The following is a 24,832-nucleotide window of genomic DNA, read 5'->3' as shown; positions in this document are numbered from 1 at the left end:
AGCCTTCCTCCCTCGCCGGGGTGATGCGGTTGTCCACATCGCCCCGGCTGTCCACCAAGATCCACTCGGTGGGCGGGGGTGCGGGACCGTCGGTGTCGGAGGTGGTGCCGGATGAACGCGAAGGGCGTGGCACAGCAGGCATTGGGGCGGTACGGCGAGGACCTCGCGACGCGGCGGCTCACCGAGGCCGGGATGACCGTGATCGCGCGGAACTGGCGGTGTCGCGGCGGGGAGATCGACATCGTCGCCCGGGACGGGGACGCCCTCGTCGTGTGCGAGGTCAAGACCCGGCGGGCGGGGGAGTTCGAGCATCCCATGGCCGCGCTGCGGCCCGCCAAGGCCGAGCGCTTGCGCAGGCTCGCCGGGCGCTGGCTGGCCGACCACGGGGGACCACCCCCGGGCGGGGTGCGCATCGACCTCGTCGGGGTCCTCCTGCCGCGGCGCGGCGGGCCCGTGGTGGAGCACGTCAGGGGGGCGGCCTGATGGGGTTCGCACGGGCCTGCTCGGTCGCCCTCGTGGGCGTCGAAGGCGTGGTGGTCGAGGTACAGGCGGACCTGGAGCCCGGGGTGGCCACCTTCGCCCTGGTGGGGCTGCCCGACAAGACCCTGATCGAGAGCCGGGACCGGGTCAGGGCGGCCGTCGTGAACTCGGGCGCCGCCTGGCCGCAGAAGAAGCTCACCGTCGGCCTCAGCCCGGCGTCGGTCCCCAAGGGCGGGGCCGGCTTCGACCTCGCTGTCGCCGCCGCCGTTCTGGGCGCCGCCGAAGTGGTGGATCCGAAGGTGATCGCCGATCTGGTCCTCATCGGGGAACTGGGCCTGGACGGCCGGGTGCGTCCCGTCCGCGGGATCCTGCCAGCCGTGCTCGCCGCCGCCGAGGCCGGATACCGGCAGGTCGTGGTCCCCCAGCAGTGCGCCGCCGAGGCCATGCTCGTCCCGGACGTCTCGGTGCTCGGGGTCCGCAGCCTGCGGCAGCTGATCGCGGTGCTCACCGACGGGGAGGTCCCCGAGGAGGATCCGCCGGATCCGCCCGGGCGGCCGGACCCGATGCTCGCCGGGCTGGTCGTCCCCGGCGCCGGACTCGGCACGGGGGTGGCCCGCGACGGCGACGGGCGGGACTTCCCCGATCTCGCCGACGTCGCCGGACAGCACGCGGCACGCCGGGCCCTGGAGGTGGCGGCCGCCGGGGGGCACCACCTCTTCCTCAGCGGACCCCCGGGCGCCGGCAAGACCATGCTGGCCGAGCGTATCCCCTGGATCCTGCCCCCGCTCACCCGACAGGACTCACTGGAGGTCACGGCCGTCCACTCGGTCGCGGGAATCCTGCCCCCCGGCGAACCGCTCGTCGCCCGGCCCCCGTACTGCGCCCCGCACCACTCGGCGACCATGCAGTCGCTCGTCGGGGGAGGGGCCGGGGTGGCCAGGCCCGGAGCGGTGTCCCTGGCCCACAGGGGGGTGCTGTTCCTCGACGAGGCCGCGGAGTTCAGCACCAAGGCCCTGGACGCCCTGAGGCAGCCCCTCGAAGCCGGACACGTGGTCATCGCCCGCGCCGCCGGGGTGGTACGGCTGCCGGCCCGGTTCCTGATGGTGCTGGCCGCCAACCCCTGTCCCTGCGGGCGGCACACCCTGCACGGGACCGGATGCGACTGCCCGGCCTCGGTGGTCCGCCGCTACCAGGCCCGGCTGTCGGGGCCGCTGCTGGACCGGGTGGACCTGCGGGTGGAGGTGGAGCCGGTCACCCGCGCCGATCTGCTGGGGCGCGGTGGCCGCGGCGAAGCCACGATGGTGGTCGCGGCCCGGGTGCGGGAGGCCCGTGACCGGGCGGCGGCGCGCCTCGACGGCACGCGCTGGCGGCTCAACGCGGAGGTACCGGGCCATGAGCTGCGGACCCGCTGGCCGGCCGCGCCGGGAGCACTGGCCCAGGCCGAACGGGACCTGGAGCGAGGCCTGCTGACCGCGCGGGGGCTCGACCGGGTGCTCCGGGTCGCCTGGACGGTGGCCGACCTGAGGAGCCGGGACCGCCCCGACGCCCTGGACGTGGCGGTCGCCCTCGAACTGCGCACCGGGATCGCACGCGGAGCCTCGGCGCACCTGGGCGCCGCCTCATGACCGCCGCGGAGCCGCGGGAGGGGGCCGGGGCGGAGGCGGAGCCGCGGGCGCGGCTGGAGTTCGAGGGCGAGGTGCTCGCGCGGGCCGCGCTGACCCGGGTCCTGGAGCCCGGGGAGGAGCAGGGCGGGCGCTGGCTGCGGACGTACGGGGCCGTCGGGCTGATACGGCTGCTGACCGGGCCCGAACCGGATCCCGGGGTGCTGACCGGGGTCGGCGCCGAGCGGCTCGCCGGATACCGCCGCCGGGCCGCGGCGGCCGACCCCCGGCGGGACCTGGCGGCCGCCGCCGAGGCCGGGGGAAGGTTCGTCTGCCCGGGGTCCGCGCAGTGGCCGAGCCAGCTGGACGACCTCGGCGACGCCCGGCCCGTCGGGCTGTGGGTGCGGGGCGGGCCGGACCTGCGGACCTGGGCGCTGCGGTCCGTGGCGGTGGTCGGGGCCCGCGCGTGCACCCCGTACGGGGCGCACATGGCCCAGAGTCTGGCCGGTGAACTCGCCGAGCACGGCTGGGTGGTCGTCTCGGGCGCCGCCTACGGGATCGACGGGGCCGCCCACCGCGGCGCCCTCGCCGCAGGCGGGGCCACGGTCGCCGTGCTGGCCTGCGGGGTGGACGTGCCCTACCCGCGCGGACACGCCGGACTGCTCGGCCGGATCGCCGCCCAAGGGCTGCTCCTCGGCGAGTTGCCCCCGGGCAGCCATCCCACACCGAGCCGATTCGTCCTGCGCAACCGCGTCATCGCTGCCCTGACCCGCGGCACCGTCGTCGTGGAGGCGGCCCACCGCAGCGGATCCCTGGTCACCGCCCGGCGGGCCCAGGCGCTGGGGAGGATCACCATGGGCATCCCGGGCCCGGCCACCAGTGGGCTCTCGGCCGGTGTGCACGAACTGCTGCGCGGCGAGGCCTCGCTGGTCACGGACGCGGCGGAGGTCATCGAGCTGGTCGGCGCGATGGGGGAGCTGGCCCCCGAGCGGCGGGGCCCCGTGATCGCCCGGGACCTCCTGGGCCCCGGCGCGGTCCGGGTCCTCGAAGCCCTGCCGGCGGGTCGCCCCGCCGACCTAGAGGAACTGGCCCTGGCGGCGGGCACCGGCACCGATGAAGTCATCGGCAGACTGTACGAACTTCACTCTCTGGGGTTTGTCGAACGGCAGGGCGACGGCTGGCAGTTGGCCTCGAAGCGGCCGAGAGGAGGTGCACAAAGCGCAGCCACCCGGCGAGGCGGTCGTTGACCTGGGGCGTTCCGGTGAAAGAGTGAAGCCGATGAGAGACGCGGTCCTCCCGGCGGCACCCGCCGGGACCGTGCGCCAGGCGCCGGTCCCGGGTCGCCCGCGCGAGTCGGGGCGCCCTTGCGGGCCTGCGCGATCCCGTACTCTTCGCGCACCGCGACACTTCCGTCACGCTACGCTCCCAAGGAATCCGGCTCCGGCAAAGGCGAAGCATGCCCCAGCACACCTCAGGGTCCGACCGCGCTGCGGTGCCCCCCGCTGCGCGCGGCAGCGAGCGGTCCACCGCGCCCTCGTCGCTGGAGGTGCTGTGGCGCTCGTACAAGGACTCGGGTGACGAGCGGCTGCGGGAGCAGCTGATCCTGCACTACTCGCCCCTCGTGAAGTACGTGGCGGGCCGGGTCAGCGTCGGCCTCCCGCCCAATGTGGAACAGGCCGATTTCGTCTCCTCCGGAGTCTTCGGACTGATCGACGCCATCGAGAAGTTCGACATCGAACGGTCCATCAAGTTCGAGACGTACGCCATCACCCGCATCCGCGGCGCGATGATCGACGAGCTGCGGGCCCTGGACTGGATCCCCCGCTCGGTGCGGCAGAAGGCGCGCGCCGTCGAACGGGCCTACGCCACGCTGGAGGCCCAGCTGCGGCGCACCCCGACCGAGCACGAGGTCGCCGGTGAGATGGGCATCGGCGTGGAGGATCTCCACGCGGTTTTCAGCCAGTTGTCGCTGGCGAACGTGGTCGCCCTGGAAGAGCTGCTGCACGTGGGCGGGGAGGGGGACCGCCTCTCCCTGATGGACACCCTTGAGGACACCGCCGCGGACAACCCGGTGGAGGTCGCGGAGGACCGGGAGCTGCGCCGGCTGCTGGCGCGGGCCATCAACACGCTGCCCGAGCGGGAGAAGACGGTGGTGACCCTCTACTACTACGAGGGCCTCACGCTCGCCGAGATCGGCAACGTCCTCGGGGTCACCGAGAGCCGCGTCAGCCAGATCCACACCAAGTCGGTCCTGCAGCTCCGGGCGAAGCTGGCGGACGTCGGGCGCTGACCCCCTGGTATCGGGCCGTGGGGCCGGGGGCGGGCGCCGGGAGCGTGCCACGGCCTTGCGGTGCATCCGTAGAGTGGACGCGTGCCCAGGATTCGAGCGGCCTCCGTGGCCGAGCACCGGTCGATGCAGCGCGGCGCCCTCTTGGACGCTGCCCGTTCCCTGCTGTCCGAAGGGGGAACGGAAGCGCTGACCTTCCCGGCCCTCGCGGAGAGGACCGGCCTCGCCCGGTCCTCCGTGTACGAGTACTTCCGGTCCCGCGCTGCCGTCGTCGAAGAGCTGTGCGCGGTGGACTTCCCCGTGTGGGCGGCCGAGATCGAGGCGGCGATGTCCGGGGCGCAGGATCCGGAGTCGAAGATCGAGGCGTACGTGCGCAGCCAGCTGGGGTTGGTGGGGGACAAGCGGCACCGGGCGGTGGTGGCGATCTCGGCGAGCGAGCTGGACGCCGGGGCGCGGGAGAAGATCCGCGCGGCGCACGGGAGCCTCATCGCGATGATCGTGGAGGCACTGGCCGCGCTGGGGCAGGCGGAGCCGAGGCTGGCCGCGATGCTGCTGCAGGGCGTGGTGGACGCCGCCGTGCGGCGGATCGAGGCGGGCACGGGGGAAGACCCCGTCGTCGTCACGGACGCGGCGGTGGCCATGGCCCTGCGGGGCGTCGGGGGCTGATCCGCTCCGCTGCCGGCCCCGGGGTTCCGGCAAGGGGCAGCAAACGGGGAGTCGGGCGGGGGAGGAGCGCCAGCGGGTTGAGGTAGGTCTCCGCGCGCAGGAGGCCCCAGTGGAGGCATGGGCGGGGGCAGTGCGTGCCGTCCGTGAGGACGGCCACCACCTGGCCGGCCGTGACCTCGGCGTCCTCCGTCACCAGCGGGCGGACCGGCTCGTACGTGGTGCGCAGGCCGTTCGGGAGGGTCAGCGAGAGCACGCCGCGGCCCGCGACCGGGCCGGCGAAGTGGACCCGGCCCGGACCGACCGCGCGGAGCTCCGCGCCCACCGGCGCCGCCAGGTCGACCCCGCGGTGGCCCGCCGCGTACGGGGTCGGGGGCGGGTCCCACCAGCGGAGCACAGCGAGGGGCGCGGGGAGAGGCCGTCCGCCCGAGGCGCTCGCGGCCCCCGAGGCCCCCGAGGCGCCCGTGGCCCCCGGAGCAGGCCGCGGCCCCGGGGTGGGCGCGGGCGGGCCCAGGGCGAGCCCGAGCATCAGGACCAGGGTGAGCAGCAGCTTCGTCATGGGGGTCAGGGTCCCGCCCCGGAGCCGGCCCTGCCGGGGCCTGTGGACGGGCGGGGCGCTGTGGACAACCGCGTCATCCGGCATACCACCGGGTCCCGTACACTTCTTGTGGCGATCCGGGTCACCGGGTCGACTTCGCACGCCCCAGCACCGGCCCCTCAGGGCCAGGTGACAGCGTCTCTCGGTCCCCTCTACGGGGGCAGGGCGCGACAGGGGCGTCAGGAACCAAACCGAGAAAACAAGGAGATGGCCATGGCCGTCGTAACGATGCGGGAGCTGCTGGAAAGCGGCGTCCACTTCGGTCACCAGACCCGCCGTTGGAACCCGAAGATGAAGCGCTTCATCTTCACGGAGCGCAACGGCATCTACATCATCGACCTGCTGCAGTCGCTGTCGTACATCGACCGCGCCTACGAGTTCGTGAAGGAGACCGTCGCCCACGGCGGTTCCATCATGTTCGTCGGTACCAAGAAGCAGGCCCAGGAGGCCATCGCCGAGCAGGCGACGCGCGTTGGTATGCCCTACGTCAACCAGCGGTGGCTGGGTGGCATGCTCACCAACTTCTCCACCGTCTACAAGCGCCTTCAGCGTCTGAAGGAGCTTGAGGCGATCGACTTCGAGGACGTCGCCGCCTCGGGTCTCACCAAGAAGGAGCTCCTGGTCCTCTCTCGCGAGAAGATCAAGCTGGAGAAGACCCTCGGTGGTATCCGCGAGATGTCGAAGGTCCCCAGCGCGGTCTGGATCGTCGACACCAAGAAGGAGCACATCGCCGTCGGTGAGGCGCGCAAGCTCCACATCCCGGTCGTCGCGATCCTCGACACCAACTGCGACCCCGACGAGGTCGACTACAAGATCCCGGGCAACGACGACGCGATCCGCTCCGTCACCCTGCTCACCCGCGTGATCGCCGACGCCGTCGCCGAGGGCCTCATCGCCCGTTCCGGTGCCGCCACTGGCGACTCGAAGCCGGGCGAGAAGGCCGCTGCCGAGCCGCTGGCCGAGTGGGAGCGCGACCTGCTCGAGGGCGACAAGAAGGCTGACTCCGACGAGTCGGCCGAGGCCGCGGCTCCGGCCGAGGCCGCTGTCGAGACCCCCGCCGTCGAGGCCGAGGCTGAGGCCGCTCCGGCCGCCGAGGTCGTCGCCGAGGCCGTCGTCGAGGCTCCGGCCGCCGACGCCGAGCAGGCCTGACCCACTGAGAGCGCCCGGCGTTCATGCGCCGGGCACTCACAGCACGGACGATGACGGCGGGGGAGCCGCGCCTGGGGCGCGCCTCCTCCGCCGTTCACCCGTAGATCTACGACTTCGAGAGAGAATCACAGACTCATGGCGAACTACACCGCCGCTGACGTCAAGAAGCTCCGCGAGCTCACCGGCGTCGGCATGCTGGACTGCAAGAACGCGCTGGTCGAGGCCGACGGTGACGTCGACAAGGCCGTCGAGGCGCTCCGTATCAAGGGTCAGAAGGGCGTCGCCAAGCGCGAAGGCCGTTCTGCCGAGAACGGTGCCGTCGTCTCCGTCATCTCCGACGACAACACCTCCGGTGTCCTCGTCGAGCTGAAGTGCGAGACGGACTTCGTCGCCAAGGGCGACAAGTTCCAGGCAGTCACCGAGCAGCTGGCCAACCACATCGCCGCCACGTCCCCGGCCGACGTCGAGGCGCTCCTGGCGTCCGAGATCGAGCCCGGCAAGACCGTGCAGGCGTTCGTCGACGAGGCCAACGCCAACCTCGGCGAGAAGATCGTCCTGGACCGCTTCGCGCAGTTCACCGGCGGCTACGTCGCGGCGTACATGCACCGCACGATGCCCGACCTGCCGTTCCAGATCGGTGTCCTGGTCGAGCTCGACAAGGAGAACGCCGAGGTCGCCCGCGGCGTCGCGCAGCACATCGCCGCGTTCGCGCCGAAGTGGCTCTCCAAGGAAGACGTGCCGGCCGAGGTCGTCGAGTCCGAGCGCCGTGTGGCCGAAGAGGTCACCCGCGCCGAGGGCAAGCCGGAGGCCGCGCTGCCGAAGATCGTCGAGGGTCGTGTCAACGGCTTCTTCCGCGACAACACGCTGCTTGGCCAGGCCTACGCCCTGGACGCCAAGAAGTCCGTCCAGAAGGTTCTGGACGAGGCCGGTGTCACCCTGGTGCGCTTCTCGCGCATCAAGGTCGGCATCTGAGTCCGTCCGTACGCGACGGACACCGGACCCCGGTAGGGTCTGAAGCAGTCGCCCGCGTTCGCGCAGGGCGACCGCAGATCTGACGAGGAGGCCATTGCCGTAGAGGGAACCGCGAGGACCCACCGGCAATGGCCTTCTTCGTATGTGCACGAGGAGATCTCCATGAATCAGGGCGTGGACACCCACACCGCTTCCGACGACAAGAGCGACCAGGACAAGAAGGGCCGCCGCTTCATGCTGAAGCTGTCGGGCGAGGCCTTCTCCGGTGGCGGAGGACTCGGCGTCGACCCCGACGTGGTCCACGCCATCGCCCGCGAGGTCGCCGCGGTGGTCCGCGACGGCGCGGAGATCGCGATCGTGATCGGCGGTGGCAACTTCTTCCGCGGCGCCGAGCTCCAGCAGCGCGGCATGGACCGGGCCCGGTCCGACTACATGGGCATGCTCGGCACCGTCATGAACTGCCTCGCCCTCCAGGACTTCCTGGAGAAGGAAGGCATCGACTCCCGCGTCCAGACGGCCATCACCATGGGCCAGGTCGCCGAGCCGTACATCCCGCTGCGCGCCGTGCGCCACCTGGAGAAGGGCCGCGTCGTCATCTTCGGCGCCGGCATGGGCATGCCCTACTTCTCCACCGACACCACGGCCGCCCAGCGTGCCCTGGAGATCGACGCGGAAGCCCTGCTCATGGGCAAGAACGGCGTCGACGGGGTCTACGACTCCGACCCGAAGAAGAACCCGGACGCGGTGAAGTTCGACGCGCTGGAGTACAGCGAGGTGCTGTCGCGCGACCTCAAGGTCGCCGATGCCACCGCCATCACGCTGTGCCGCGACAACAAGCTGCCCATCCTGGTCTTCGAGCTGCTCGCCGAGGGCAATATCGCGCGAGCCGTCAAGGGTGAGAAGATCGGCACGCTCGTGAGCGACCAGGGCACCCGGGCCTGAGCAGGCCCCGTCCGCCTGAACCATCCATTTCTGACATGCAGGAGCACGTGGTGACCGAAGAGATCCTCCTCGAGGCCGAGGAGAAGATGGAAAAGGCCGTCGTCGTCGCCAAGGAAGACTTCGCCGCGATTCGCACCGGTCGTGCGCACCCGGCGATGTTCAACAAGATCGTGGCGGAGTACTACGGCGCCATCACGCCCATCAACCAGCTCGCCTCCTTCTCGGTCCCCGAGCCGCGCATGGCGATCGTGACCCCGTTCGACAAGAGCGCCCTGCGCAACATCGAGACGGCCATCCGCGACTCCGACCTGGGCGTCAACCCCAGCAACGACGGCAGCATCATCCGGGTGACCTTCCCCGAGCTGACGCAGGACCGCCGCAAGGAGTACATCAAGGTCGCGCGCACCAAGGCCGAGGACTCCAAGGTGTCGATCCGCGCCATTCGCCGCAAGGCGAAGGACGCCCTCGACAAGCTCGTCAAGGACAAGGAAGCCGGCGAGGACGAGGTGCGCCGCGCCGAGAAGGAGCTCGACGACACCACCGCGAAGTACGTCGCGCAGGTGGACGAGCTCCTGAAGCACAAGGAAGCCGAGCTCCTCGAAGTCTGATGAACGACACTTCCTGGCAGCCGGAGCCGGTTCCGGCGGGTCCCGCCTACGATGCGCTGGTGGGCCCGCACACTCGGCCCATGCCCATCGTGCCCGATGCCGCCGGCCGTGACTTCGACGACCGGGAAGCACGCGATCGGGGGGCCGCCGCTGACGGCGGCTCCCTCTTCCGCGCCGAGACGCCGCCGCAGGAGCCCATGCCCAGCCCCCCGCCGACCCCGCCTTCGCCGGCACCGCAGGACGCCACGCCCCCGCCTCAGAAGAAGCGGGCCGGGCGGGACCTGGGTGCCGCCATAGGGGTCGGCGTGGGCCTCGGCGCGGTGATCTTCGCCTCGCTGCTCATCGTCAAGGAGGTCTTCCTCGGCGTCGTCGTCGTGGCGGTGGTCGTCGGCCTGTGGGAGCTCACCTCCCGGCTCCAGGAGAAGAAGGGCATCAAGGCCCCGCTGGTCCCGCTCGCCATCGGCGGCGCGGCCATGGTCATCGCCGGATACTTCCGCGGTGCCGAGGGTGCCTGGGTGGCCATGGCGCTCACGGTGCTGGCCGTCCTCGTCTGGCGGATGACCGAGCCGCCCGAGGACTACCTCCGGGACGTCACGGCGGGCGCCTTCGCGGCGTTCTACGTGCCCTTCCTGGCCACCTTCGTCGCGATGCTGCTCACCGCCGACGACGGGCCGCAGCGGGTGATCACCTTCCTGCTCCTGACCGTGGTCAGCGACACCGGGGCCTACGCGGTCGGGTGGCGCTTCGGCAAGACCAAGCTCGCCCCGCGCATCAGCCCCGGAAAGACCCGCGAGGGGCTCTTCGGGGCGGTGGCCTTCGCGATGGGGGCCGGCGCGCTGTGCATGGAGTTCCTGATCGACGGGGGCGTCTGGTGGCAGGGCCTGGTGCTCGGCTTCGCCGTCGCCGTCAGCGCCACGCTCGGCGACCTCGGGGAGTCCATGATCAAGCGGGATCTCGGGATCAAGGACATGGGCACCCTGCTGCCGGGCCACGGCGGCATCATGGACCGGCTGGACTCCCTGCTCCCGACGGCCCCCGTGGTCTGGCTGCTGCTGGCGCTGTTCGTCGGTACCGGCTGACCTGCGAAAAGGCGCCCGTACAGGCGGGGCGGTTACTCTTGGAAGGCGCGCTGCTTCTGCGGCGCGCCTTTCGTCTTACAAGGAGTACCTGCCATGGCCCGCCCTGTCCCGGGAGAGCTCACTTTCGTCGCGCCTCGTGGAGCGAAGAAGCCGCCCCGGCACCTCGCCGACCTCACGCCCGAGGAGCGCCGGGAGGCCGTCGCCGCGATCGGCGAGAAGCCGTTCCGGGCCAAGCAGCTCTCCCAGCACTACTTCGCCCGGTACGCGCACGACCCGGCCGAGTGGACCGACATCCCGGCCGCGTCCCGGGAGAAGCTCCAGCAGGAGCTGCTGCCGGACCTGATGAACGTCCTGCGCCACATCTCCTGCGATGACGACACCACCCGCAAGACCCTGTGGAAGCTGCACGACGGCACGCTCGTCGAGTCCGTGCTCATGCGCTACCCGGACCGGGTCACCATGTGCATCTCCTCGCAGGCCGGCTGCGGCATGAACTGCCCGTTCTGCGCCACCGGGCAGGCCGGTCTGGACCGCAACCTGTCGACGGCCGAGATCGTCCACCAGATCGTCGACGGCATGCGCGCCCTGCGCGACGGCGAGGTCCCCGGCGGGCCCGCCCGGCTGTCGAACATCGTCTTCATGGGCATGGGCGAGCCGCTCGCCAACTACAACCGCGTCGTCGGCGCCATCCGCCGCCTGACCGACCCGGAGCCCGACGGCCTGGGCCTGTCGCAGCGCGGCATCACGGTCTCCACCGTGGGCCTGGTCCCGGCGATGCTGCGCTTCTCCGACGAGGGCTTCAAGTGCCGCCTCGCCGTCTCCCTGCACGCCCCGGACGACGAGCTGCGCGACACCCTGGTCCCCGTGAACACCCGCTGGAACGTCCGCGAGGTGCTCGGCGCGGCCTGGGAGTACGCGGAGAAGTCCGGCCGCCGGATCTCCATCGAGTACGCCCTGATCCGCGACATCAACGACCAGGCCTGGCGCGGTGACCTGCTCGGCAGGCTGCTCAAGGGCAAGCGCGTGCACGTCAACCTGATCCCGTTGAACCCGACGCCGGGCTCGAAGTGGACCGCCTCGCGCCCCGAGGACGAGAAGGCCTTCGTCGAGGCCATCGCCCGCCACGGAGTGCCGGTGACCGTACGCGACACCCGTGGCCAGGAGATCGACGGCGCGTGCGGCCAGCTCGCCGCCTCGGAGCGCTGATTTCCGCCAATTGAGGTGGGCATTCGGCCGCGGGGTACCCTGTGGCCGAACCAATTTCATATTCCGACAGGGGAGCGCCACAGCGCTGAGAGTGCGGTAACCGTCACCGCAGACCCTCTGAACCTCGCCCCGGTCATTCGGGGTAGGAAGTTCGGTCATCACTCAAGCTGTTGCGCCCTGCCCGGCGTCCGCTCCACAGAGCGCCGGGCAGGGCCGCGTCTTCTCCTGGACATCCCAGGAGGAATGCACCAATGAGCACCACCAAGAAGATGGCGGGCGTCGCGCTCGTGGCCGCGCTCGGCGTCACCACGCTCAGCGCCTGCGGCGGCGACGCCAAGGACAAGCCCGCCGGGGCGTCCGCGTCCGCCGCCCCGAAGTCCAAGACGATCACCCTCGTCTCGCACGACTCCTTCAACGTGACCGAAGCGGTCCTCAAGGAGTTCGAGCAGCAGAGCGGCTACACCGTCAAGGTCCTGAAGTCCGGAGACGCGGGCGCGGCGCTGAACCAGGAGATCCTCACCAAGGGCTCCCCGCGCGGCGACGTCTTCTTCGGCGTGGACAACACGCTGCTCTCCCGCGCCCTCGACAACGGCATCTTCACGCCGTACGAGGCCAAGGGGCTGGCCGGTGTGAAGCCCGAGTTCGTCCTCGACAAGGAGCACCGGGTCACCCCGGTCGACTCCGGCGACATCTGCGTGAACTACGACAAGGCCTACTTCGCCGACAAGAAGCTCGCCCCGCCGCAGACGCTGGACGACCTGATCAAGCCGGAGTACAAGAACCTGCTGGTCACCGAGAACGCCGCGACCTCCTCGCCCGGCCTCGGCTTCCTGCTCGCCTCCGTCGGCAAGTACGGCGACGAGGGCTGGAAGGACTACTGGAGCAAGCTGAAGGCCAACGGCGTCGAGGTCGTCGACGGCTGGGAGCAGGCCTACAACGAGCGCTTCTCCGGCTCGGCGGGCGGCAAGAAGGCCAAGGGCGACCGCCCGCTGGTCGTCTCCTACGCCTCCAGCCCGCCGGTCGAGGTCCTCTACGGCGAGCCGCAGCCGACCGAGGCCCCCACGGGCGTCTCGACGGGCACGTGCTTCCGGCAGACCGAGTTCGCCGGTCTGCTCAAGGGCGCGAAGAACGAGGAGGGCGGCAAGGCGCTCCTGGACTTCCTGATCTCCAAGAAGTTCCAGGAGGACATGCCGCTCCAGATGTTCGTGAACCCGGTGACCAAGGACGCGGTGCTGCCCGAGCTGTTCACCAAGCACGGCGTGGTCATCGAGAAGCCCGAGACGGTCGCCCCCGAGGCCATCGCGAAGAACCGCGACCAGTGGGTCAAGGCGTGGACCGCGCTCGTCGTGAAGTAGGACGGCCCAGTTCCCTACCGAAGGAGAGCGGGCGGGCCACGGCCGTCAGGCTCGGTCTGATGGCCGTGCCGCTCGTCTTCTTCGGGCTGTTCTTCGCCTACCCCGTGGCCGCGATCGTCGGGCGCGGGCTCAAGACGGACGCCGGCTGGCAGTTCGGCCGGATCGGCGAGGTGCTGGCCCGGCCCGACATCGGCGACGTGCTCTGGTTCACCACCTGGCAGGCGCTCGCGTCCACGGCGCTCACGCTCCTGATCGCACTCCCCGGCGCGTACGTCTTCGCGCGCTTCGAGTTCCCCGGCAAACAACTGCTGCGGGCGCTCGTGACGGTGCCGTTCGTCCTGCCGACCGTCGTGGTCGGCACCGCCTTCCTCGCGCTGGTGGGGCGCAACGGCCTGCTGGACGAGGTGTGGGGGATCCGCCTCGACACGACCGTGTGGGCGATCCTGCTCGCGCACGTCTTCTTCAACTACGCCGTGGTGATCCGCACGGTCGGCGGACTGTGGGCGCAGCTCGATCCGCGTCAGGAGGAGGCCGCCCGGGTGCTCGGCGCCGGGCGGTTCGCCGCCTGGCGGCGCGTGACGCTGCCCGCGCTGGGCCCGGCCGTCGCCGCCGCCTCGCTGATGGTGTTCCTGTTCACGTTCTCCTCCTTCGGCGTCGTGCAGATCCTGGGCGGGCCCGCGTACTCCACCCTGGAGGTGGAGGTCTACCGGCAGACCGCGCAGCTCCTGGACCTGCCGACGGCCGCGGTGCTGACGATGGTGCAGTTCGCGGCCATCGGAGCGATTCTCGGCGTGCACTCCTGGACCGTGCGCAAGCGGGAGACCGCGCTGCGGCTCGTCGCCCCGGGGCGGACCACGCACCGGCCGCGCGGCTGGGCCCAGCGCACCCTGCTCGGCGGGGTGCTGCTGACGGTGGCGCTGCTGATCGTGGCGCCGCTGGCCGTGCTGGTCGAGCGCTCGCTGGACGCCCCCGGCGGCTACGGCTTCGGCTTCTACCGGGCGCTCCAGGAGGTGGGCGCGGGCGGCGGAACGTTCCTGGTGCCACCGCTGGAGGCCATCTGGAACTCCCTGCAGTACGCGCTCGCCGCCACCGCCATCGCGCTGGTCGTCGGCGGGCTCGCGGCCGCCGCGCTGACCCGGCGCGCGGGCCGTTTCGTACGGGGCTTCGACGCGCTGCTGATGCTCCCGCTGGGGGTGTCGGCCGTCACCGTCGGCTTCGGTTTCCTCATCACGCTCGACGAGCCGCCGCTGGACCTGCGGACCTCGTGGATCCTGGTGCCGCTGGCGCAGGCGCTGGTGGGCGTCCCCTTCGTCGTACGGACCATGCTGCCGGTGCTCCGCGCGGTGGACGGACGGCTGCGCGAGGCCGCCGCCGTGCTCGGCGCCTCACCGCTGCGGGCCTGGCGGGAGGTGGACCTGCCCATGGTGCGGCGGGCCCTGCTGATCGCGGCGGGCTTCGCCTTCGCCGTGTCCCTCGGGGAGTTCGGGGCGACCGTCTTCATCGCGCGGCCCGACCATCCGACGCTGCCGGTCGCCGTGGCACGGCTGCTGGGGCGGGCCGGGGAGATGAACTACGGGCAGGCGATGGCCCTGAGCACGATTCTGATGCTGGTGTGCGCGGTGTCCCTGCTGGCGCTGGAGCGACTGCGACCCGACAAGACCTCCGGAGAGTTCTGATGACCCTGCTTCAGCTGGAAGGGGTGTCGGTCCGCTTCGGTGAGCGCGCGGTCGTGGACGCCGTGGACCTGGTGGTCGCCGAACACGAGATCGTGTGCGTGCTGGGGCCCAGCGGGAGCGGCAAGTCCACTCTGCTCCGGGTGGTGGCCGGGCTCCAGCCCGTCGCCGGCGGGAGGGTGCTGCTGGGCGGCGCCGACCAGGCAGCGGTGCCCGTGCACCGGCGGGGGGTGGGCCTGATGTTCCAGGACCACCAGCTGTTCCCGCATCGGGACGTGGGCGGGAACGTCGCGTTCGGGCTGCGGATGCGGGGCGCTTCGAAGCAGACCTCCGAGGCCCGGGTCACCGAGCTCCTGGAGCTCGTCGGGCTGCCCGGGGCGCAGGGCCGGGCGGTGGCCTCGCTGTCCGGCGGCGAGCAGCAGCGGGTCGCGCTGGCGCGGGCGCTGGCGCCCTCGCCGCGGCTCCTGATGCTGGACGAGCCGCTCGGGCAGCTGGACCGCGGGCTGCGGGAGCGGCTGGTGGTGGAGTTGCAGGGGCTGTTCTCGCGGCTGGGCACGACCGTGCTGGCCGTCACGCACGACCAGGGCGAGGCGTTCGCGCTGGCCGACCGGGTGGTCGTCATGCGGGACGGGCGGATCGCGCAGGCGGGGACCCCGCTGGAGGTGTGGGAGCGGCCGGCGTCGGAGTTCGTGGCGCGGTTCCTGGGCTTCGAGAACGTCGTCCCGGCAGTGGTGTCGGGTGGGGTCGCCTCCACTGCGTGGGGGAAGGTGCCGGTTGCGGCGGGGGCCTCCGAGGGGGAGTGCCAGGTGCTGGTCCGGCCGGCCGGGGTGGTGCTTTCGCCTGCTGGACTGGGGTGCGAGGTGGTGTCGCGGACCTTCCGGGGGACGCATGTCGCGCTGTTGCTCCGGCCCGAGGTGGGGCCGGTACTGGAGGCGGAGTGTGACTTGGCCGGGGCGCCCGGGGTGGGGGACCGGGTCGCGGTGAGCTTCGCCCCCGGCGAAGTGGTCGTGCTGCCGGGGGATTAGGGCCGGGCCGCTGTGCGGGGCCCGGTGGGCGGGTGCGGCTGGGTGGGCCCTGCGGGGCGGAGTCCCCTACCCGCCCTTCGCCCGTTCCCCGGGCGCTGCCCGGACCCTCCTGGGGCTCCGCCCCAGACCCCGGTCCTCAAACGCCGGACGGCTGAAGGAACACACCCCGGCGGGGCTGCTTCAGCCGACCGGAGCCGGTGCCGGGACGGGGACCTCTCCGTCCGCGGCCTCGTGGTTGCCGTACCAGGCGACGGCCACCGCGCCGGTCACCGCCAGGACGAAGCCGAGGACCGCCAGCCAGGCCATGCCGGGGCGGGACGCGTCGCCCAGCCAGAGCACGCCGATCGCTCCGGGGAGCACGGTTTCGCCGACCACCAGGGCGGCGGTGGCGCCGTTCACCGAGCCGATCTGGAGCGCCACGGTGTGCAGGTACATGCCGCCGACGCCGGCGAGGACGATGGCGTACAGGGCCGGGTCGGAGAGGAGGGCCGGGAACGAGAACGGCTCGACGCCGTTCAGGACGCGGACCCCGACGCCCAGCGCACCGAACGCCAGACCCGACAGCAGGCCCGCCAGGATCGCGGCGCGGGCGCCGAGGAAACGTACCGCCACCGTGCCGCCCACGATGATCAGTACGGTCACGGCCAGGAGCCACCAGTGCGTGGCGGCCGGCGCGTAGTGACCGCCCTCGTGGCCCGCCGCCGTCGCCAGCAGGACCAGGGCCGCGCAGACGACCCCGATGGAGGTCCATTCCTTCCGGGTCAGCCGGATGCCGAGCATCTTCACGCTCAGCACGGCCGTGATCACCAGGTTGGCGCTGATGACCGTCTGGGACAGGAAGAGCGGCAGGAGTCGGGCGGCCAGGGCGCCCAGGCCGAAGCCCACGAAGTCCAGGATCGTGCCGACGATGAACTCCCAGGTCATCGCGGCTTTCGCCGTGGAGCTGAGGTTCGGGCCGCCGTGCTGGGTGACCCCGGCGGCGGCGGGCGACATCCGGGCCGCCCGCCGGGAGCCCACGGCTTGCAGGACGGATCCCGTGCCGTAGCAGATGGACGCCGCGATAGCGGTCAGCAGGCCTATGAGCACCCGTGGGCTCCGTTCACGTCTGGCAGGTTTTACGTAGTGCGTACCTCTTCCAGACGTGGAAAAGGGGAGAGGAGTTGCCTGGCCGGCGCAGGCCGTTCAGGTCAGCCCATCGCGGCGAGGGCCGCCGGGACCTCGGTCACCGAGTCGACCAGGGCGATCCGGGACTCCATCGCCCGGCCCCGGGCCAGTGCCTGGAGCAGCGGCCAGGCGGGCAGCCGCTCGGTCCAGTGGACGCGGTCGACGAGGATCATCGGGGTCGGCTCGCTCCGGGACTCGTAGTAGTTGGGCGTCGCGTTGTCGAAGATCTCCTGGACCGTGCCCGCCGCGCCGGGCAGGAAGACCACGCCCGCGTTGGACCGTGCCAGCAGCCCGTCCTCGCGGGTGGCGTTCGCGAAGTACTTCGCGACGTGGCCGGCGAAGGGGTTCGGCGGCTCGTGTCCGTAGAACCAGGTCGGGATGCCCACCGAGTCGCCGCCCGTGACCGCCGGCCAGCGTTCCCGTACGGCGAAGGCCGCGCGCGCCCAGTCGGAGACGGACGGGGTGAAGGACGGAGCCTTGGCCAGCATCCGCAGGGCTTCGGGCAGGGCCTCGTCGGGGGCCGGGGCGAGGTACGCGCCGAGGTTGGCCGCCTCCATGGCGCCCGGGCCGCCGCCGGTGGCCACGGTCAGCCCGGAGCGGGTCAGCGTCCGGCCGAGTTCGGCGGCGCCCCGGTAGGCGTCGCCGCCGCGGGTCATGGCGTGCCCGCCCATCACCCCGACGACGCGGGCGCCCACGAGGTGCTCGTCGAGGGCGTCGGAGATGGCGTCGTCGTGGATGGAGCGCAGCATCGAGGAGTAGATGTCGCCCTCCGCCTTGGTCTCCTGGAACCAGGCGTACGCCTCGGCGTCCGGGGTGGCCTCGTAGCCGGCGGACAGCCCGGTGAAGAGCTCCTCCGGCGTGTAGAGCAGGCCCCGGTAGGGATTGAACGGGAGGTCGGGGACGGGCGGGAACACCAGGGCGCCGTCCGCGCGCACCTTGGCCGAGGCGTCCGGTTCCATCGCGCAGCCCAGGAACACGGCGGACGAGGTGTCGGCGGACAGCAGTGCGAAGGTCCGCTCCAGCAGGTTGACCGACTGGATCCGGTACCCGCTGAGCGAGCCGCGGGCCACGACCCGGTCGAATTCGGCGAGGGTCTCGATCTCGTTGTCGGTCTCGATGTGTGGGTTGACCATTCGGCCCACCCTAAGGGCTGCTCACCTCAGCGGGTCAATGCCAGCGACGTCAGCTGTGACACACCCCAGCTGAGCGGCAGGCACACCGCCACCAGCGCGGTGGCCCGTACGGTCGCGGCCGTACGGAGGACCTTGCCCGGGGCGCCGAGCCCGGTCAGGGTCTCGCGGGTGGCGGCCCGGGCCTGGTGGACCTCGACCGCGGAGGTGAGCAGGGTGGCGGTCGCGCACAGGGCCACCAGGGCGGCGGCGGGAGCGGTCAGCGGGCCGAGCGGGACCTGGAGTCCGCCGTGGTCGCGCAGGGCCAGGGCGCTGAGGGCGCCCGCCCCGACGGCGCACAGGACCCCGAGGGGTGCGCCCAGCCGGGGGGCCTCCTCCTGGAGGGCCCGCCCGGCCAGCAGCCGGAGCGCGCCCGGGCGGACGGCCTGGACCAGCGCCCCGCAGGCATAGGCGAGGCCCGGACCGGCGAGGGCCAGTCCGAGGGCGGTCAGGGCCCAGCCCGCGGGCACGCCGGCTCCGCCGGGGCGGGCGTAGGCCAGCGCGGCGAGTCCGCAGGCGGTGAGGGCGATGCCCCAGGGCAGTGCGGCCTGCGGCGCGGGCCGGGGGTGCGGGCGCAGGGCGAGGGCGGTGGCGATCGAGGCGGCCACCGGGAGCAGGGCCAGCAGGGTGAGGGCGGCGGCCACGGGCAGGGGCTGGTCGGCGTGGAGCAAGCCGGCCCCGGCACCGTCGAACGGGAACCCCGTCACCTCCCCGCGCAGGTGGAGGAAGACGGCCAGGGCCACGGCGCTGCCGAGGGCGCAGGCCACGGCGGTGGAGATCGTCGCGACCAGCGTGAGCCGTACGGGTCCCAGCCCGGCGGCGTCCAGCCCCTCCAGGGGCCGGGTCGCGGGGTCGGTCCGGGCCACGGCGACGGCGAACTGGACGGTGGCGCCGAGGGGGACCAGGGCCCACAGCAGCTGAGGGAACGATCCGGCGGGCCGGGCCGTGGCCTGCGCGAGCACGTACAGCAGCAGGAAGCCGCTGCCGGCCGACGCGGCGGCGACGAGCAGCCGGCGCAGCTGTACCAGCGGCCGGGAGCCGCGGGCTAGGCGGAGAGCGAGCACGCGGCCTGTTCCTCCGGGGGCTGGGGGAAGGAGGTGGGGGAGAGCCCGGCCGCGGTCGCCGCGGCGGCGGGTCGGCCGTCCAGCAGGGAGAAGCGCCGGTCGGCGGCGGCCGCGGTCTCCTCGTCGTGGGTGGCCAGGAGCACGGTGATGCCGTGGGAGCGGGCGGCCGTGGTGAGCGTGCGCAGCAGCAGGGAGCGCTCGGCGCGGTGCAGCGGGGCGGTGGGTTCGTCGGCGAAGACCACGGCGGGCAGGTGCGCGAGGGCGCGGGCGAGCGCGACGCGCTGGGACTCGGCCCGGTTGAGGGCGCCGGGGTGCTTGCGGGCGAAGGCGCCGATGTCGAGGCGGTCCAGCCATTCGCAGGCGGCCCGTTTCGCGGTGCGGTGACTCGCGCCGGCGATCAGCAGCGGCAGGGCGGCGTTCTCCCAGACGCGGAGCTCGGGCAGCAGCCGCGGCTCGGGGCCGATCCAGCCGAAGCGGTCGCGGCGCAGCCGCTCGCGGGCCGGGGCGCCCATGGTGTGCACGGGGACGCTGTTGAACCAGACCTCGCCCTGCTCGGGCCGGAGCTGTCCGGACAGGCAGCGCAGCAGCGTGGTCTTGCCGCTGCCCCGGGGGCCGGTCACGGCGAGGATCTCTCCCGAGCGGACGCCGACCGAGACCCCGATCAGGCCCGGTGAACCGCTGTGGGAGTAGTGAAGGGACCGTGCCCAGAGCAGATCGTCCTGGGGCAGGGCACTGTCGGGCCGGGCATTGTCCAGCGCGGCGTTGTCCCGTGGAGCCACCATGGCGTACACCTCCGTCCGGGGGAACGAAGCGGAGCCCGCTTGGTCACTGGCGCCGCAATGAGATGTAAAGAGATGAACGTCTTGGATGGTGACAGCACACGGCCCGGACCCCCTCGTTCTCACTCGAACGGAGGATCCGGGCCGTGTGGTCCGGCAGTTTGCCGCCTGCGGGACGGTGGGAGGACGCGGGCTGGTTAGAGCTTGGTCCAGGCCTCGGTGAGCACGCGGCGCAGGATGCCCTCGATCTCGTCGAAGGTGCCCTGGTCGGCGATCAGCGGCGGGGCCAGCTGGATGACCGGGTCGCCACGGTCGTCGGCGCGGCAGTACAGGCCGTTCTCGAAGAGCGCCTTGGAGAGGAAGCCGTAGAGCACGCGCTCGGTCTCCTCGTCCGTGAAGGACTCCTTGGTGGCCTTGTCCTTGACGAGCTCGATGCCGTAGAAGTAGCCGTTGCCGCGGACGTCGCCGACGATCGGCAGGTCGTGCAGCTTCTCCAGCGTCGAGCGGAAGGCGTCCTCGTTGTCCAGCACGTGCTGGTTGAGGCCTTCCTTGTCGAAGATGTCGAGGTTGGCGAGCGCCACCGCGGAGGACACCGGGTGTCCTCCGAAGGTGTAGCCGTGCAGGAAGGTGTTGTCACCCTTGTAGAACGGCTCGGCGAGGCGGTCCGAGATGATGCAGGCACCGATCGGGGAGTAGCCCGAGGTCATGCCCTTGGCGCAGGTGATCATGTCCGGGATGTAGTCGAACTTGTCACAGGCGAACATCGTGCCGAGGCGGCCGAAGGCGCAGATCGTCTCGTCGGAGACGAGCAGGACGTCGTACTCGTCACAGATCTCGCGGACGCGCTGGAAGTAGCCGGGCGGCGGCGGGAAGCAGCCACCGGCGTTCTGCACCGGCTCCAGGAAGACGGCGGCGACGGTGTCGGCGCCCTCGAACAGGATCTCCTGCTCGATCTGGTCGGCGCACCAGCGGCCGTAGGCCTCGGGGTCGTCGCCGTAGATCGGGGCGCGGTAGATGTTGGTGTTGACCACCTTGTGCGCGCCGGGGACCAGCGGCTCGAAGGGGGCCTTGAGGGCCGGCAGGCCGGTGATGGACAGCGCGCCCTGCGGGGTGCCGTGATAGGCGACCGCGCGGGAGATGACCTTGTACTTGGTGTGCTTGCCCTGCAGCTTGAAGTACTGCTTGGCGAGCTTCCAGGCGGTCTCGACGGCCTCGCCGCCACCGGTGGTGAAGAAGACCTTGTTCAGGTCGCCCGGGGCGTAGTGCGCGAGGCGCTCGGCGAGCTCGACGGCCTTGGGGTGCGCGTACGACCAGATGGGGAAGAACGCGAGTTCCTGCGCCTGCTTGTAGGCGACCTCGGCCAGTTCCTTGCGGCCGTGACCGGCGTTGACCACGAACAGTCCGGCGAGACCGTCCAGGTAGCGCTTGCCCTTGTCGTCGAAGATGTAGGTGCCCTCACCCCGCACGATGGTGGGGACGGGCGAGTTCTCGTATGACGACATGCGGGTGAAGTGCATCCACAGGTGGTCGTACGCGGTCTTGGAGAGGTCCTGGCTCACGGGCTATCTCGTTCCCCACATGTAGGTCTGCTTCTTCAGCTTCAGGTAAACGAAGCTTTCGGTTGATCGCACGCCGGGGAGCGCACGGATCTTCTTGTTGATCGTGTCGAGCAGGTGGTCGTCGTCCTCGCAGACGATCTCCACCATCAGGTCGAACGAGCCCGCGGTCATCACCACGTACTCGCATTCGGCCATCGCGGTCAGCGCGTCGGCCACGGGGTCGAGGTCTCCCTCGACGTTGATGCCGACCATCGCCTGGCGCCGGAGCCCCACGGTGAGCGGGTCGGTGACGGCGACGATCTGCATGACGCCCTGGTCGAGCAGCTTCTGAACCCGCTGGCGCACCGCTGCTTCGGACAGGCCGACGGCCTTGCCGATCGCCGCGTAGGGGCGGCGACCGTCCTCTTGCAGTTGCTCGATGATCGCCAGGGACACAGCATCGACCGAAGGGGACGGTTGTCTTGTCCTGGAATCTGCGCTTCGACTGACCACGACCTCACTGTGCACGAGGAGTCGTCTGTTCCGCAAGGCGAGAACGATGTAATTCGTTGTTTGGGGAGTCAGATCTCACTGATTCCGTAGTTCGTGATGTGTGGGCCTGTCGAAAACGGCGTCCGAGAGGCTAGGCTTGGGTAGCTGTCTCAACCATTGGACATGTGATCACAGGAGTGTGGCTGTAGTGACCACCGAACTGCGTCGTCTGCGCAACTACATCGGCGGGGAGTTCAAGGACGCCGCCGACGGGCGGACCACCGAGGTGGTCAACCCCGCCACGGGCGAGGCGTACGCGACCGCCCCCCTCTCCGGCCAGGCGGACGTCGACGCCGCCATGGCCGCCGCCGCCGCGGCCTTCCCGTCCTGGCGCGACGCGACCCCCTCCGAGCGCCAGAAGGCCCTGCTGAAGATCGCGGACGCCTTCGAGGCCCGCGCGGACGAGCTGGTCGCCACCGAATCGGAGAACACCGGCAAGCCGCTCGGCCTCACGGCCAGCGAGGAGCTGCCGCCGATGGTGGACCAGATCCGCTTCTTCGCCGGTGCCGCGCGCCTGCTCGAGGGCCGTTCGGCCGGCGAGTACATGGAGGGCATGACCTCGATCGTCCGCCGTGAGCCGGTCGGCGTCTGTGCGCAGGTCGCTCCGTGGAACTACCCGATGATGATGGCCGTCTGGAAGTTCGCCCCGGCCCTGGCCGCGGGCAACACCGTGGTCCTCAAGCCCTCGGACACCACCCCGGCCTCCACCATCCTGATGGCGGAGATCATCGGCTCGATCCTGCCCAAGGGCGTCTTCAACGTCGTCTGCGGCGACCGCGACACCGGCCGGGCCATGGTCGAGCACCGCACTCCGGCGATGGCCTCCATCACCGGCTCGGTGCGCGCGGGCATGCAGGTCGCCGAGAGCGCCTCCAAGGACGTCAAGCGCGTCCACCTGGAGCTCGGCGGCAAGGCCCCCGTCGTGGTCTTCGAGGACGCCGACATCGCCAAGGCCGCCGAGGACATCGCGGTCGCCGGCTTCTTCAACGCCGGCCAGGACTGCACCGCGGCCTGCCGCGTACTGGTCCACGAGTCGATCCACGACGAGTTCGTCGCGGCGCTGGCCAAGAACGCGGCCGACACCAAGACCGGTCAGCCGGACGACGAGGACGTGCTCTACGGTCCGCTGAACAACCCGAACCAGCTGAAGCAGGTCGCGGGCTTCATCGAGCGGCTCCCCGCCCACGCCAAGGTCGAGGCGGGCGGCCACCAGGTCGGCGAGAAGGGCTACTTCTACGCCCCGACCGTGGTCTCGGGCCTCAAGCAGGACGACGAGATCATCCAGAACGAGGTCTTCGGCCCCGTCATCACGGTCCAGTCCTTCACGGACGAGGACCAGGCCCTGGCGTACGCGAACGACGTCGAGTTCGCGCTCGCCTCGTCGGTGTGGACCAAGGACCACGGCCGCGCGATGCGGATGTCCAAGAACCTCGACTTCGGCTGCGTGTGGATCAACACCCACATCCCGCTCGTCGCCGAGATGCCCCACGGCGGATACAAGAAGTCCGGCTACGGCAAGGACCTCTCCGCCTACGGCTTCGAGGACTACACGCGCATCAAGCACGTCATGACCTCGCTCGACGGCTGACCGGAAGCCGGGCGGGCGGCCTGACGGCCGCCGCATCGGCCAGGGCACTGCCTTGAAGGGGCGGGTAGTAGACAACATGTCTATTGCCCGCCCTTTGGCGTTCCACCAGGCTCCTTCCATGCCTGAACTCGCCTTTTCCCGCCGCGCGGCGCTGCGCGGCCTCGGTGCCGCGGGCCTGCTGGCCGGCCTCACCGGCTGTGGTGTCCCGGCCGCGTACGTCCCGGAGGACCGGCGGGAGGGCCGGGACCGCTCCGTCGCCGACCGGAGCGTCGCCTTCTCCAACTGGCCCCTCTACATCGACACCGACGAAGAGGACGAGAGCCGGCGCCCGACCCTGGAGGCCTTCTCGGAGAAGACCGGCATCGAGGTCCGGTACACCGAGGAGATCAACGACAACGACGAGTTCTTCGGCAAGATCAGCCCGGCGCTGATGAACCACCAGCAGACCGGTCACGACGTGGTCGTGGTCAGCGACTGGATGGCCGCCCGCTTCGTCCGCCTCGGCTGGGCCCAGAAGATGGACCGCTCGGCGCAGGCGAACGTGTCGAAGCACCTGGACCCGCAACTGCGCTCGCCCGCCTTCGACGAGGGCCGGCTGCACACCGTGCCCTGGCAGTCGGGGATCACAGGCATCGCCTACAACCGCAAGGCCCTCGGCCGCGAGATCAAGTCCGTCAAGGACCTGTGGCACCCGGACCTGGCCGGCAAGGTGACGCTCTTCTCCGGCCTCGACGAGTCCTTCTCCCTGCTGATGCAGGGCAACGGGGCCGACGTGACCCGGTGGACCGAAACCGATTTCCACCGGATGTGCGACCAGGTCGAGAGCATGGTGAAGAAGAAGCACATCCGCCGCTTCACCGGCAACGACTACACCTCCGACCTGAGCAAGGGCGACGTGCTGGCCTGCCAGGCGTACTCCGGGGACGCGATCCAGCTCCAGGCCGACAACCCCGACATCGAGTTCGTGGTCCCCGAGGAAGGGGGCGAACTCTGGGCGGAGAGCCTGCTCATCCCCAACCTGGCTCCCCGCAAGGCCAACGCCGAGGCGCTCATCGACTTCTACTACGACCCGGAAGTGGCCGCGCTGCTCGCCGCCTCCGTCAACTACGTCTGTCCGGTCCCCGCCGCCCGCGAGGTGCTGGCCGCCTCGGACGACCAGGAGACCGCCGAACTGGCCGAGAACCCGCTGATCTTCCCCGACGAGGACATGCGCAAGCGGCTCGTCGTGGCCCGCGACATCTCCTCCGCCGAGCGCTCGTCCTTCGCCAAGCGCTGGAACGGCATCGTCGGTCTTTGAGGGGCGGGCCCGATCGCGACCCGGCAGCGGAACTGAACATGTT

The 24,832-nt window shown here is 71.3% G+C and carries 23 protein-coding genes; 16 read left to right on the top strand and 7 right to left on the bottom strand.

Annotation, left to right across the window (positions count from 1 at the left end; all coding sequences use genetic code 11):
- Nucleotides 1–111 precede the first annotated feature (111 nt).
- The 5 genes from OG730_RS12500 to OG730_RS12480 all read left to right on the top strand — a co-directional run bounded on the left by OG730_RS12500 (nt 112) and on the right by OG730_RS12480 (nt 5,034).
- Nucleotides 112–483, top strand: a complete 372-nt coding sequence (locus OG730_RS12500) for a YraN family protein (protein WP_243337661.1) — start codon at nt 112–114, stop codon at nt 481–483.
- Nucleotides 483–2,105: a YifB family Mg chelatase-like AAA ATPase gene (locus OG730_RS12495; RefSeq protein ID WP_327304318.1), complete on the top strand. Its 1,623-nt coding sequence runs from the start codon at nt 483–485 to the stop codon at nt 2,103–2,105. The genes OG730_RS12500 and OG730_RS12495 overlap by 1 nt, the downstream gene beginning before the upstream one ends.
- Nucleotides 2,102–3,328, top strand: coding sequence for a DNA-processing protein DprA (gene dprA, locus OG730_RS12490; RefSeq protein ID WP_327304317.1), 1,227 nt, complete (start codon nt 2,102–2,104; stop codon nt 3,326–3,328). Before OG730_RS12495 ends, dprA begins: the two co-directional genes overlap by 4 nt.
- Nucleotides 3,329–3,537: 209 nt before the next feature.
- Nucleotides 3,538–4,371: an RNA polymerase sigma factor WhiG gene (whiG, locus tag OG730_RS12485; protein ID WP_250743879.1), complete on the top strand. Its 834-nt coding sequence runs from the start codon at nt 3,538–3,540 to the stop codon at nt 4,369–4,371.
- A gap of 105 nt (nt 4,372–4,476) precedes the next feature.
- Nucleotides 4,477–5,034 carry a TetR/AcrR family transcriptional regulator gene (locus OG730_RS12480; RefSeq protein WP_327309236.1) on the top strand — a complete coding sequence of 186 codons (558 nt, stop codon included), beginning with the start codon at nt 4,477–4,479 and terminating at the stop codon, nt 5,032–5,034.
- Here the strand turns inward: OG730_RS12480 and OG730_RS12475 are convergent.
- The gene (locus OG730_RS12475; protein ID WP_327304316.1) at nt 4,988–5,590 is read right to left on the bottom strand and encodes a M23 family metallopeptidase; all 603 of its coding nucleotides are present in this window, start codon (nt 5,588–5,590) and stop codon (nt 4,988–4,990) included. The two genes, OG730_RS12480 and OG730_RS12475, sit on opposite strands and share 47 nt — an antisense overlap.
- A 252-nt stretch (nt 5,591–5,842) precedes the next feature.
- Between OG730_RS12475 and rpsB the strand changes: the two genes are divergently transcribed.
- The 9 genes from rpsB to OG730_RS12430 all read left to right on the top strand — a co-directional run bounded on the left by rpsB (nt 5,843) and on the right by OG730_RS12430 (nt 15,638).
- The gene (gene rpsB, locus OG730_RS12470) at nt 5,843–6,778 is read left to right on the top strand and encodes a 30S ribosomal protein S2 (RefSeq protein WP_327304315.1); all 936 of its coding nucleotides are present in this window, start codon (nt 5,843–5,845) and stop codon (nt 6,776–6,778) included.
- A gap of 135 nt (nt 6,779–6,913) precedes the next feature.
- Entirely contained in the window at nt 6,914–7,750 is an 837-nt protein-coding gene (tsf, locus tag OG730_RS12465; protein ID WP_327304314.1) for a translation elongation factor Ts, read from the top strand.
- A 162-nt stretch (nt 7,751–7,912) separates the two neighbouring features.
- Nucleotides 7,913–8,692, top strand: a complete 780-nt coding sequence (gene pyrH / locus OG730_RS12460) for a UMP kinase (protein ID WP_327304313.1) — start codon at nt 7,913–7,915, stop codon at nt 8,690–8,692.
- Nucleotides 8,693–8,742: 50 nt separating this feature from the next.
- Nucleotides 8,743–9,300 (top strand): ribosome recycling factor, encoded by a 558-nt coding sequence (frr, locus tag OG730_RS12455; RefSeq protein WP_112453867.1) that lies wholly within the window; start codon nt 8,743–8,745, stop codon nt 9,298–9,300.
- Nucleotides 9,300–10,379 carry a phosphatidate cytidylyltransferase gene (locus OG730_RS12450; protein WP_327304312.1) on the top strand — a complete coding sequence of 360 codons (1,080 nt, stop codon included), beginning with the start codon at nt 9,300–9,302 and terminating at the stop codon, nt 10,377–10,379. The genes frr and OG730_RS12450 overlap by 1 nt, the downstream gene beginning before the upstream one ends.
- A 93-nt stretch (nt 10,380–10,472) precedes the next feature.
- Nucleotides 10,473–11,585 carry a dual-specificity RNA methyltransferase RlmN gene (gene rlmN, locus OG730_RS12445; protein ID WP_327304311.1) on the top strand — a complete coding sequence of 371 codons (1,113 nt, stop codon included), beginning with the start codon at nt 10,473–10,475 and terminating at the stop codon, nt 11,583–11,585.
- Nucleotides 11,586–11,836: 251 nt separating this feature from the next.
- Nucleotides 11,837–12,940, top strand: coding sequence for a thiamine ABC transporter substrate-binding protein (locus tag OG730_RS12440; protein ID WP_327304310.1), 1,104 nt, complete (start codon nt 11,837–11,839; stop codon nt 12,938–12,940).
- A 59-nt stretch (nt 12,941–12,999) separates the two neighbouring features.
- A complete protein-coding gene (locus OG730_RS12435) occupies nt 13,000–14,616 on the top strand; it encodes an ABC transporter permease (RefSeq protein ID WP_327304309.1) in 1,617 nt (538 codons plus the stop codon).
- A complete protein-coding gene (locus tag OG730_RS12430) occupies nt 14,616–15,638 on the top strand; it encodes an ABC transporter ATP-binding protein (RefSeq protein ID WP_327304308.1) in 1,023 nt (340 codons plus the stop codon). The genes OG730_RS12435 and OG730_RS12430 overlap by 1 nt, the downstream gene beginning before the upstream one ends.
- 180 nt (nt 15,639–15,818) lie before the next feature.
- Here the strand turns inward: OG730_RS12430 and OG730_RS12425 are convergent, their stop codons facing one another.
- The 6 genes from OG730_RS12425 to OG730_RS12400 form a co-directional block, all read right to left on the bottom strand.
- Nucleotides 15,819–16,724, bottom strand: coding sequence for a DMT family protein (locus tag OG730_RS12425; protein ID WP_327304307.1), 906 nt, complete (start codon nt 16,722–16,724; stop codon nt 15,819–15,821).
- 101 nt (nt 16,725–16,825) lie between these two features.
- Complete coding sequence (locus OG730_RS12420) at nt 16,826–17,935, bottom strand: LOG family protein (RefSeq protein WP_327304306.1); 1,110 nt, start codon at nt 17,933–17,935, stop codon at nt 16,826–16,828.
- Nucleotides 17,936–17,961: 26 nt separating this feature from the next.
- A complete protein-coding gene (locus OG730_RS12415) occupies nt 17,962–19,035 on the bottom strand; it encodes a hypothetical protein (protein ID WP_327304305.1) in 1,074 nt (357 codons plus the stop codon).
- Nucleotides 19,017–19,826 (bottom strand): ABC transporter ATP-binding protein, encoded by an 810-nt coding sequence (locus OG730_RS12410; protein ID WP_442814891.1) that lies wholly within the window; start codon nt 19,824–19,826, stop codon nt 19,017–19,019. The genes OG730_RS12415 and OG730_RS12410 overlap by 19 nt, the downstream gene beginning before the upstream one ends.
- A 185-nt stretch (nt 19,827–20,011) precedes the next feature.
- Nucleotides 20,012–21,373 (bottom strand): aspartate aminotransferase family protein, encoded by a 1,362-nt coding sequence (locus OG730_RS12405; protein ID WP_327304303.1) that lies wholly within the window; start codon nt 21,371–21,373, stop codon nt 20,012–20,014.
- Between the two features lie 3 nt (nt 21,374–21,376).
- Complete coding sequence (locus OG730_RS12400) at nt 21,377–21,880, bottom strand: Lrp/AsnC family transcriptional regulator (protein WP_327304302.1); 504 nt, start codon at nt 21,878–21,880, stop codon at nt 21,377–21,379.
- Between the two features lie 172 nt (nt 21,881–22,052).
- Here OG730_RS12400 and OG730_RS12395 point away from each other — a divergent pair, with 172 nt between their 5' ends.
- Together OG730_RS12395 and OG730_RS12390 are read left to right on the top strand one after the other, a co-directional pair.
- Nucleotides 22,053–23,492 (top strand): gamma-aminobutyraldehyde dehydrogenase, encoded by a 1,440-nt coding sequence (locus OG730_RS12395; RefSeq protein ID WP_327304301.1) that lies wholly within the window; start codon nt 22,053–22,055, stop codon nt 23,490–23,492.
- 118 nt (nt 23,493–23,610) lie between these two features.
- Entirely contained in the window at nt 23,611–24,789 is a 1,179-nt protein-coding gene (locus OG730_RS12390; RefSeq protein ID WP_327304300.1) for a polyamine ABC transporter substrate-binding protein, read from the top strand.
- Nucleotides 24,790–24,832: the final 43 nt, after the last annotated feature.

It is taken from the genome of Streptomyces sp. NBC_01298, from assembly GCF_035978755.1.
Classification (GTDB): Bacteria; Actinomycetota; Actinomycetes; order Streptomycetales; family Streptomycetaceae; genus Streptomyces.
The sequence above is the reverse complement of the archived record's forward strand: the minus strand, read 5'-3'. Positions and strand labels throughout refer to the sequence as shown.

Excerpts from the sequence above, each read along its gene's own strand:
- OG730_RS12390 (WP_327304300.1), top strand. The coding sequence starts at position 23,611 with ATGCCTGAACTCGCCTTTTCCCGCCGCGCGGCGCTGCGCGGCCTCGGT.
- dprA (WP_327304317.1), top strand. The coding sequence starts at position 2,102 with ATGACCGCCGCGGAGCCGCGGGAGGGGGCCGGGGCGGAGGCGGAGCCG.
- OG730_RS12435 (WP_327304309.1), top strand. The coding sequence starts at position 13,000 with ATGGCCGTGCCGCTCGTCTTCTTCGGGCTGTTCTTCGCCTACCCCGTG.
- rpsB (WP_327304315.1), top strand. The coding sequence starts at position 5,843 with ATGGCCGTCGTAACGATGCGGGAGCTGCTGGAAAGCGGCGTCCACTTC.
- pyrH (WP_327304313.1), top strand. The coding sequence starts at position 7,913 with ATGAATCAGGGCGTGGACACCCACACCGCTTCCGACGACAAGAGCGAC.
- OG730_RS12430 (WP_327304308.1), top strand. The coding sequence starts at position 14,616 with ATGACCCTGCTTCAGCTGGAAGGGGTGTCGGTCCGCTTCGGTGAGCGC.
- tsf (WP_327304314.1), top strand. The coding sequence starts at position 6,914 with ATGGCGAACTACACCGCCGCTGACGTCAAGAAGCTCCGCGAGCTCACC.
- OG730_RS12475 (WP_327304316.1), bottom strand. The coding sequence starts at position 5,590 with ATGACGAAGCTGCTGCTCACCCTGGTCCTGATGCTCGGGCTCGCCCTG.
- OG730_RS12420 (WP_327304306.1), bottom strand. The coding sequence starts at position 17,935 with ATGGTCAACCCACACATCGAGACCGACAACGAGATCGAGACCCTCGCC.
- OG730_RS12450 (WP_327304312.1), top strand. The coding sequence starts at position 9,300 with ATGAACGACACTTCCTGGCAGCCGGAGCCGGTTCCGGCGGGTCCCGCC.
- OG730_RS12495 (WP_327304318.1), top strand. The coding sequence starts at position 483 with ATGGGGTTCGCACGGGCCTGCTCGGTCGCCCTCGTGGGCGTCGAAGGC.
- rlmN (WP_327304311.1), top strand. The coding sequence starts at position 10,473 with ATGGCCCGCCCTGTCCCGGGAGAGCTCACTTTCGTCGCGCCTCGTGGA.
- OG730_RS12440 (WP_327304310.1), top strand. The coding sequence starts at position 11,837 with ATGAGCACCACCAAGAAGATGGCGGGCGTCGCGCTCGTGGCCGCGCTC.
- OG730_RS12500 (WP_243337661.1), top strand. The coding sequence starts at position 112 with ATGAACGCGAAGGGCGTGGCACAGCAGGCATTGGGGCGGTACGGCGAG.
- whiG (WP_250743879.1), top strand. The coding sequence starts at position 3,538 with ATGCCCCAGCACACCTCAGGGTCCGACCGCGCTGCGGTGCCCCCCGCT.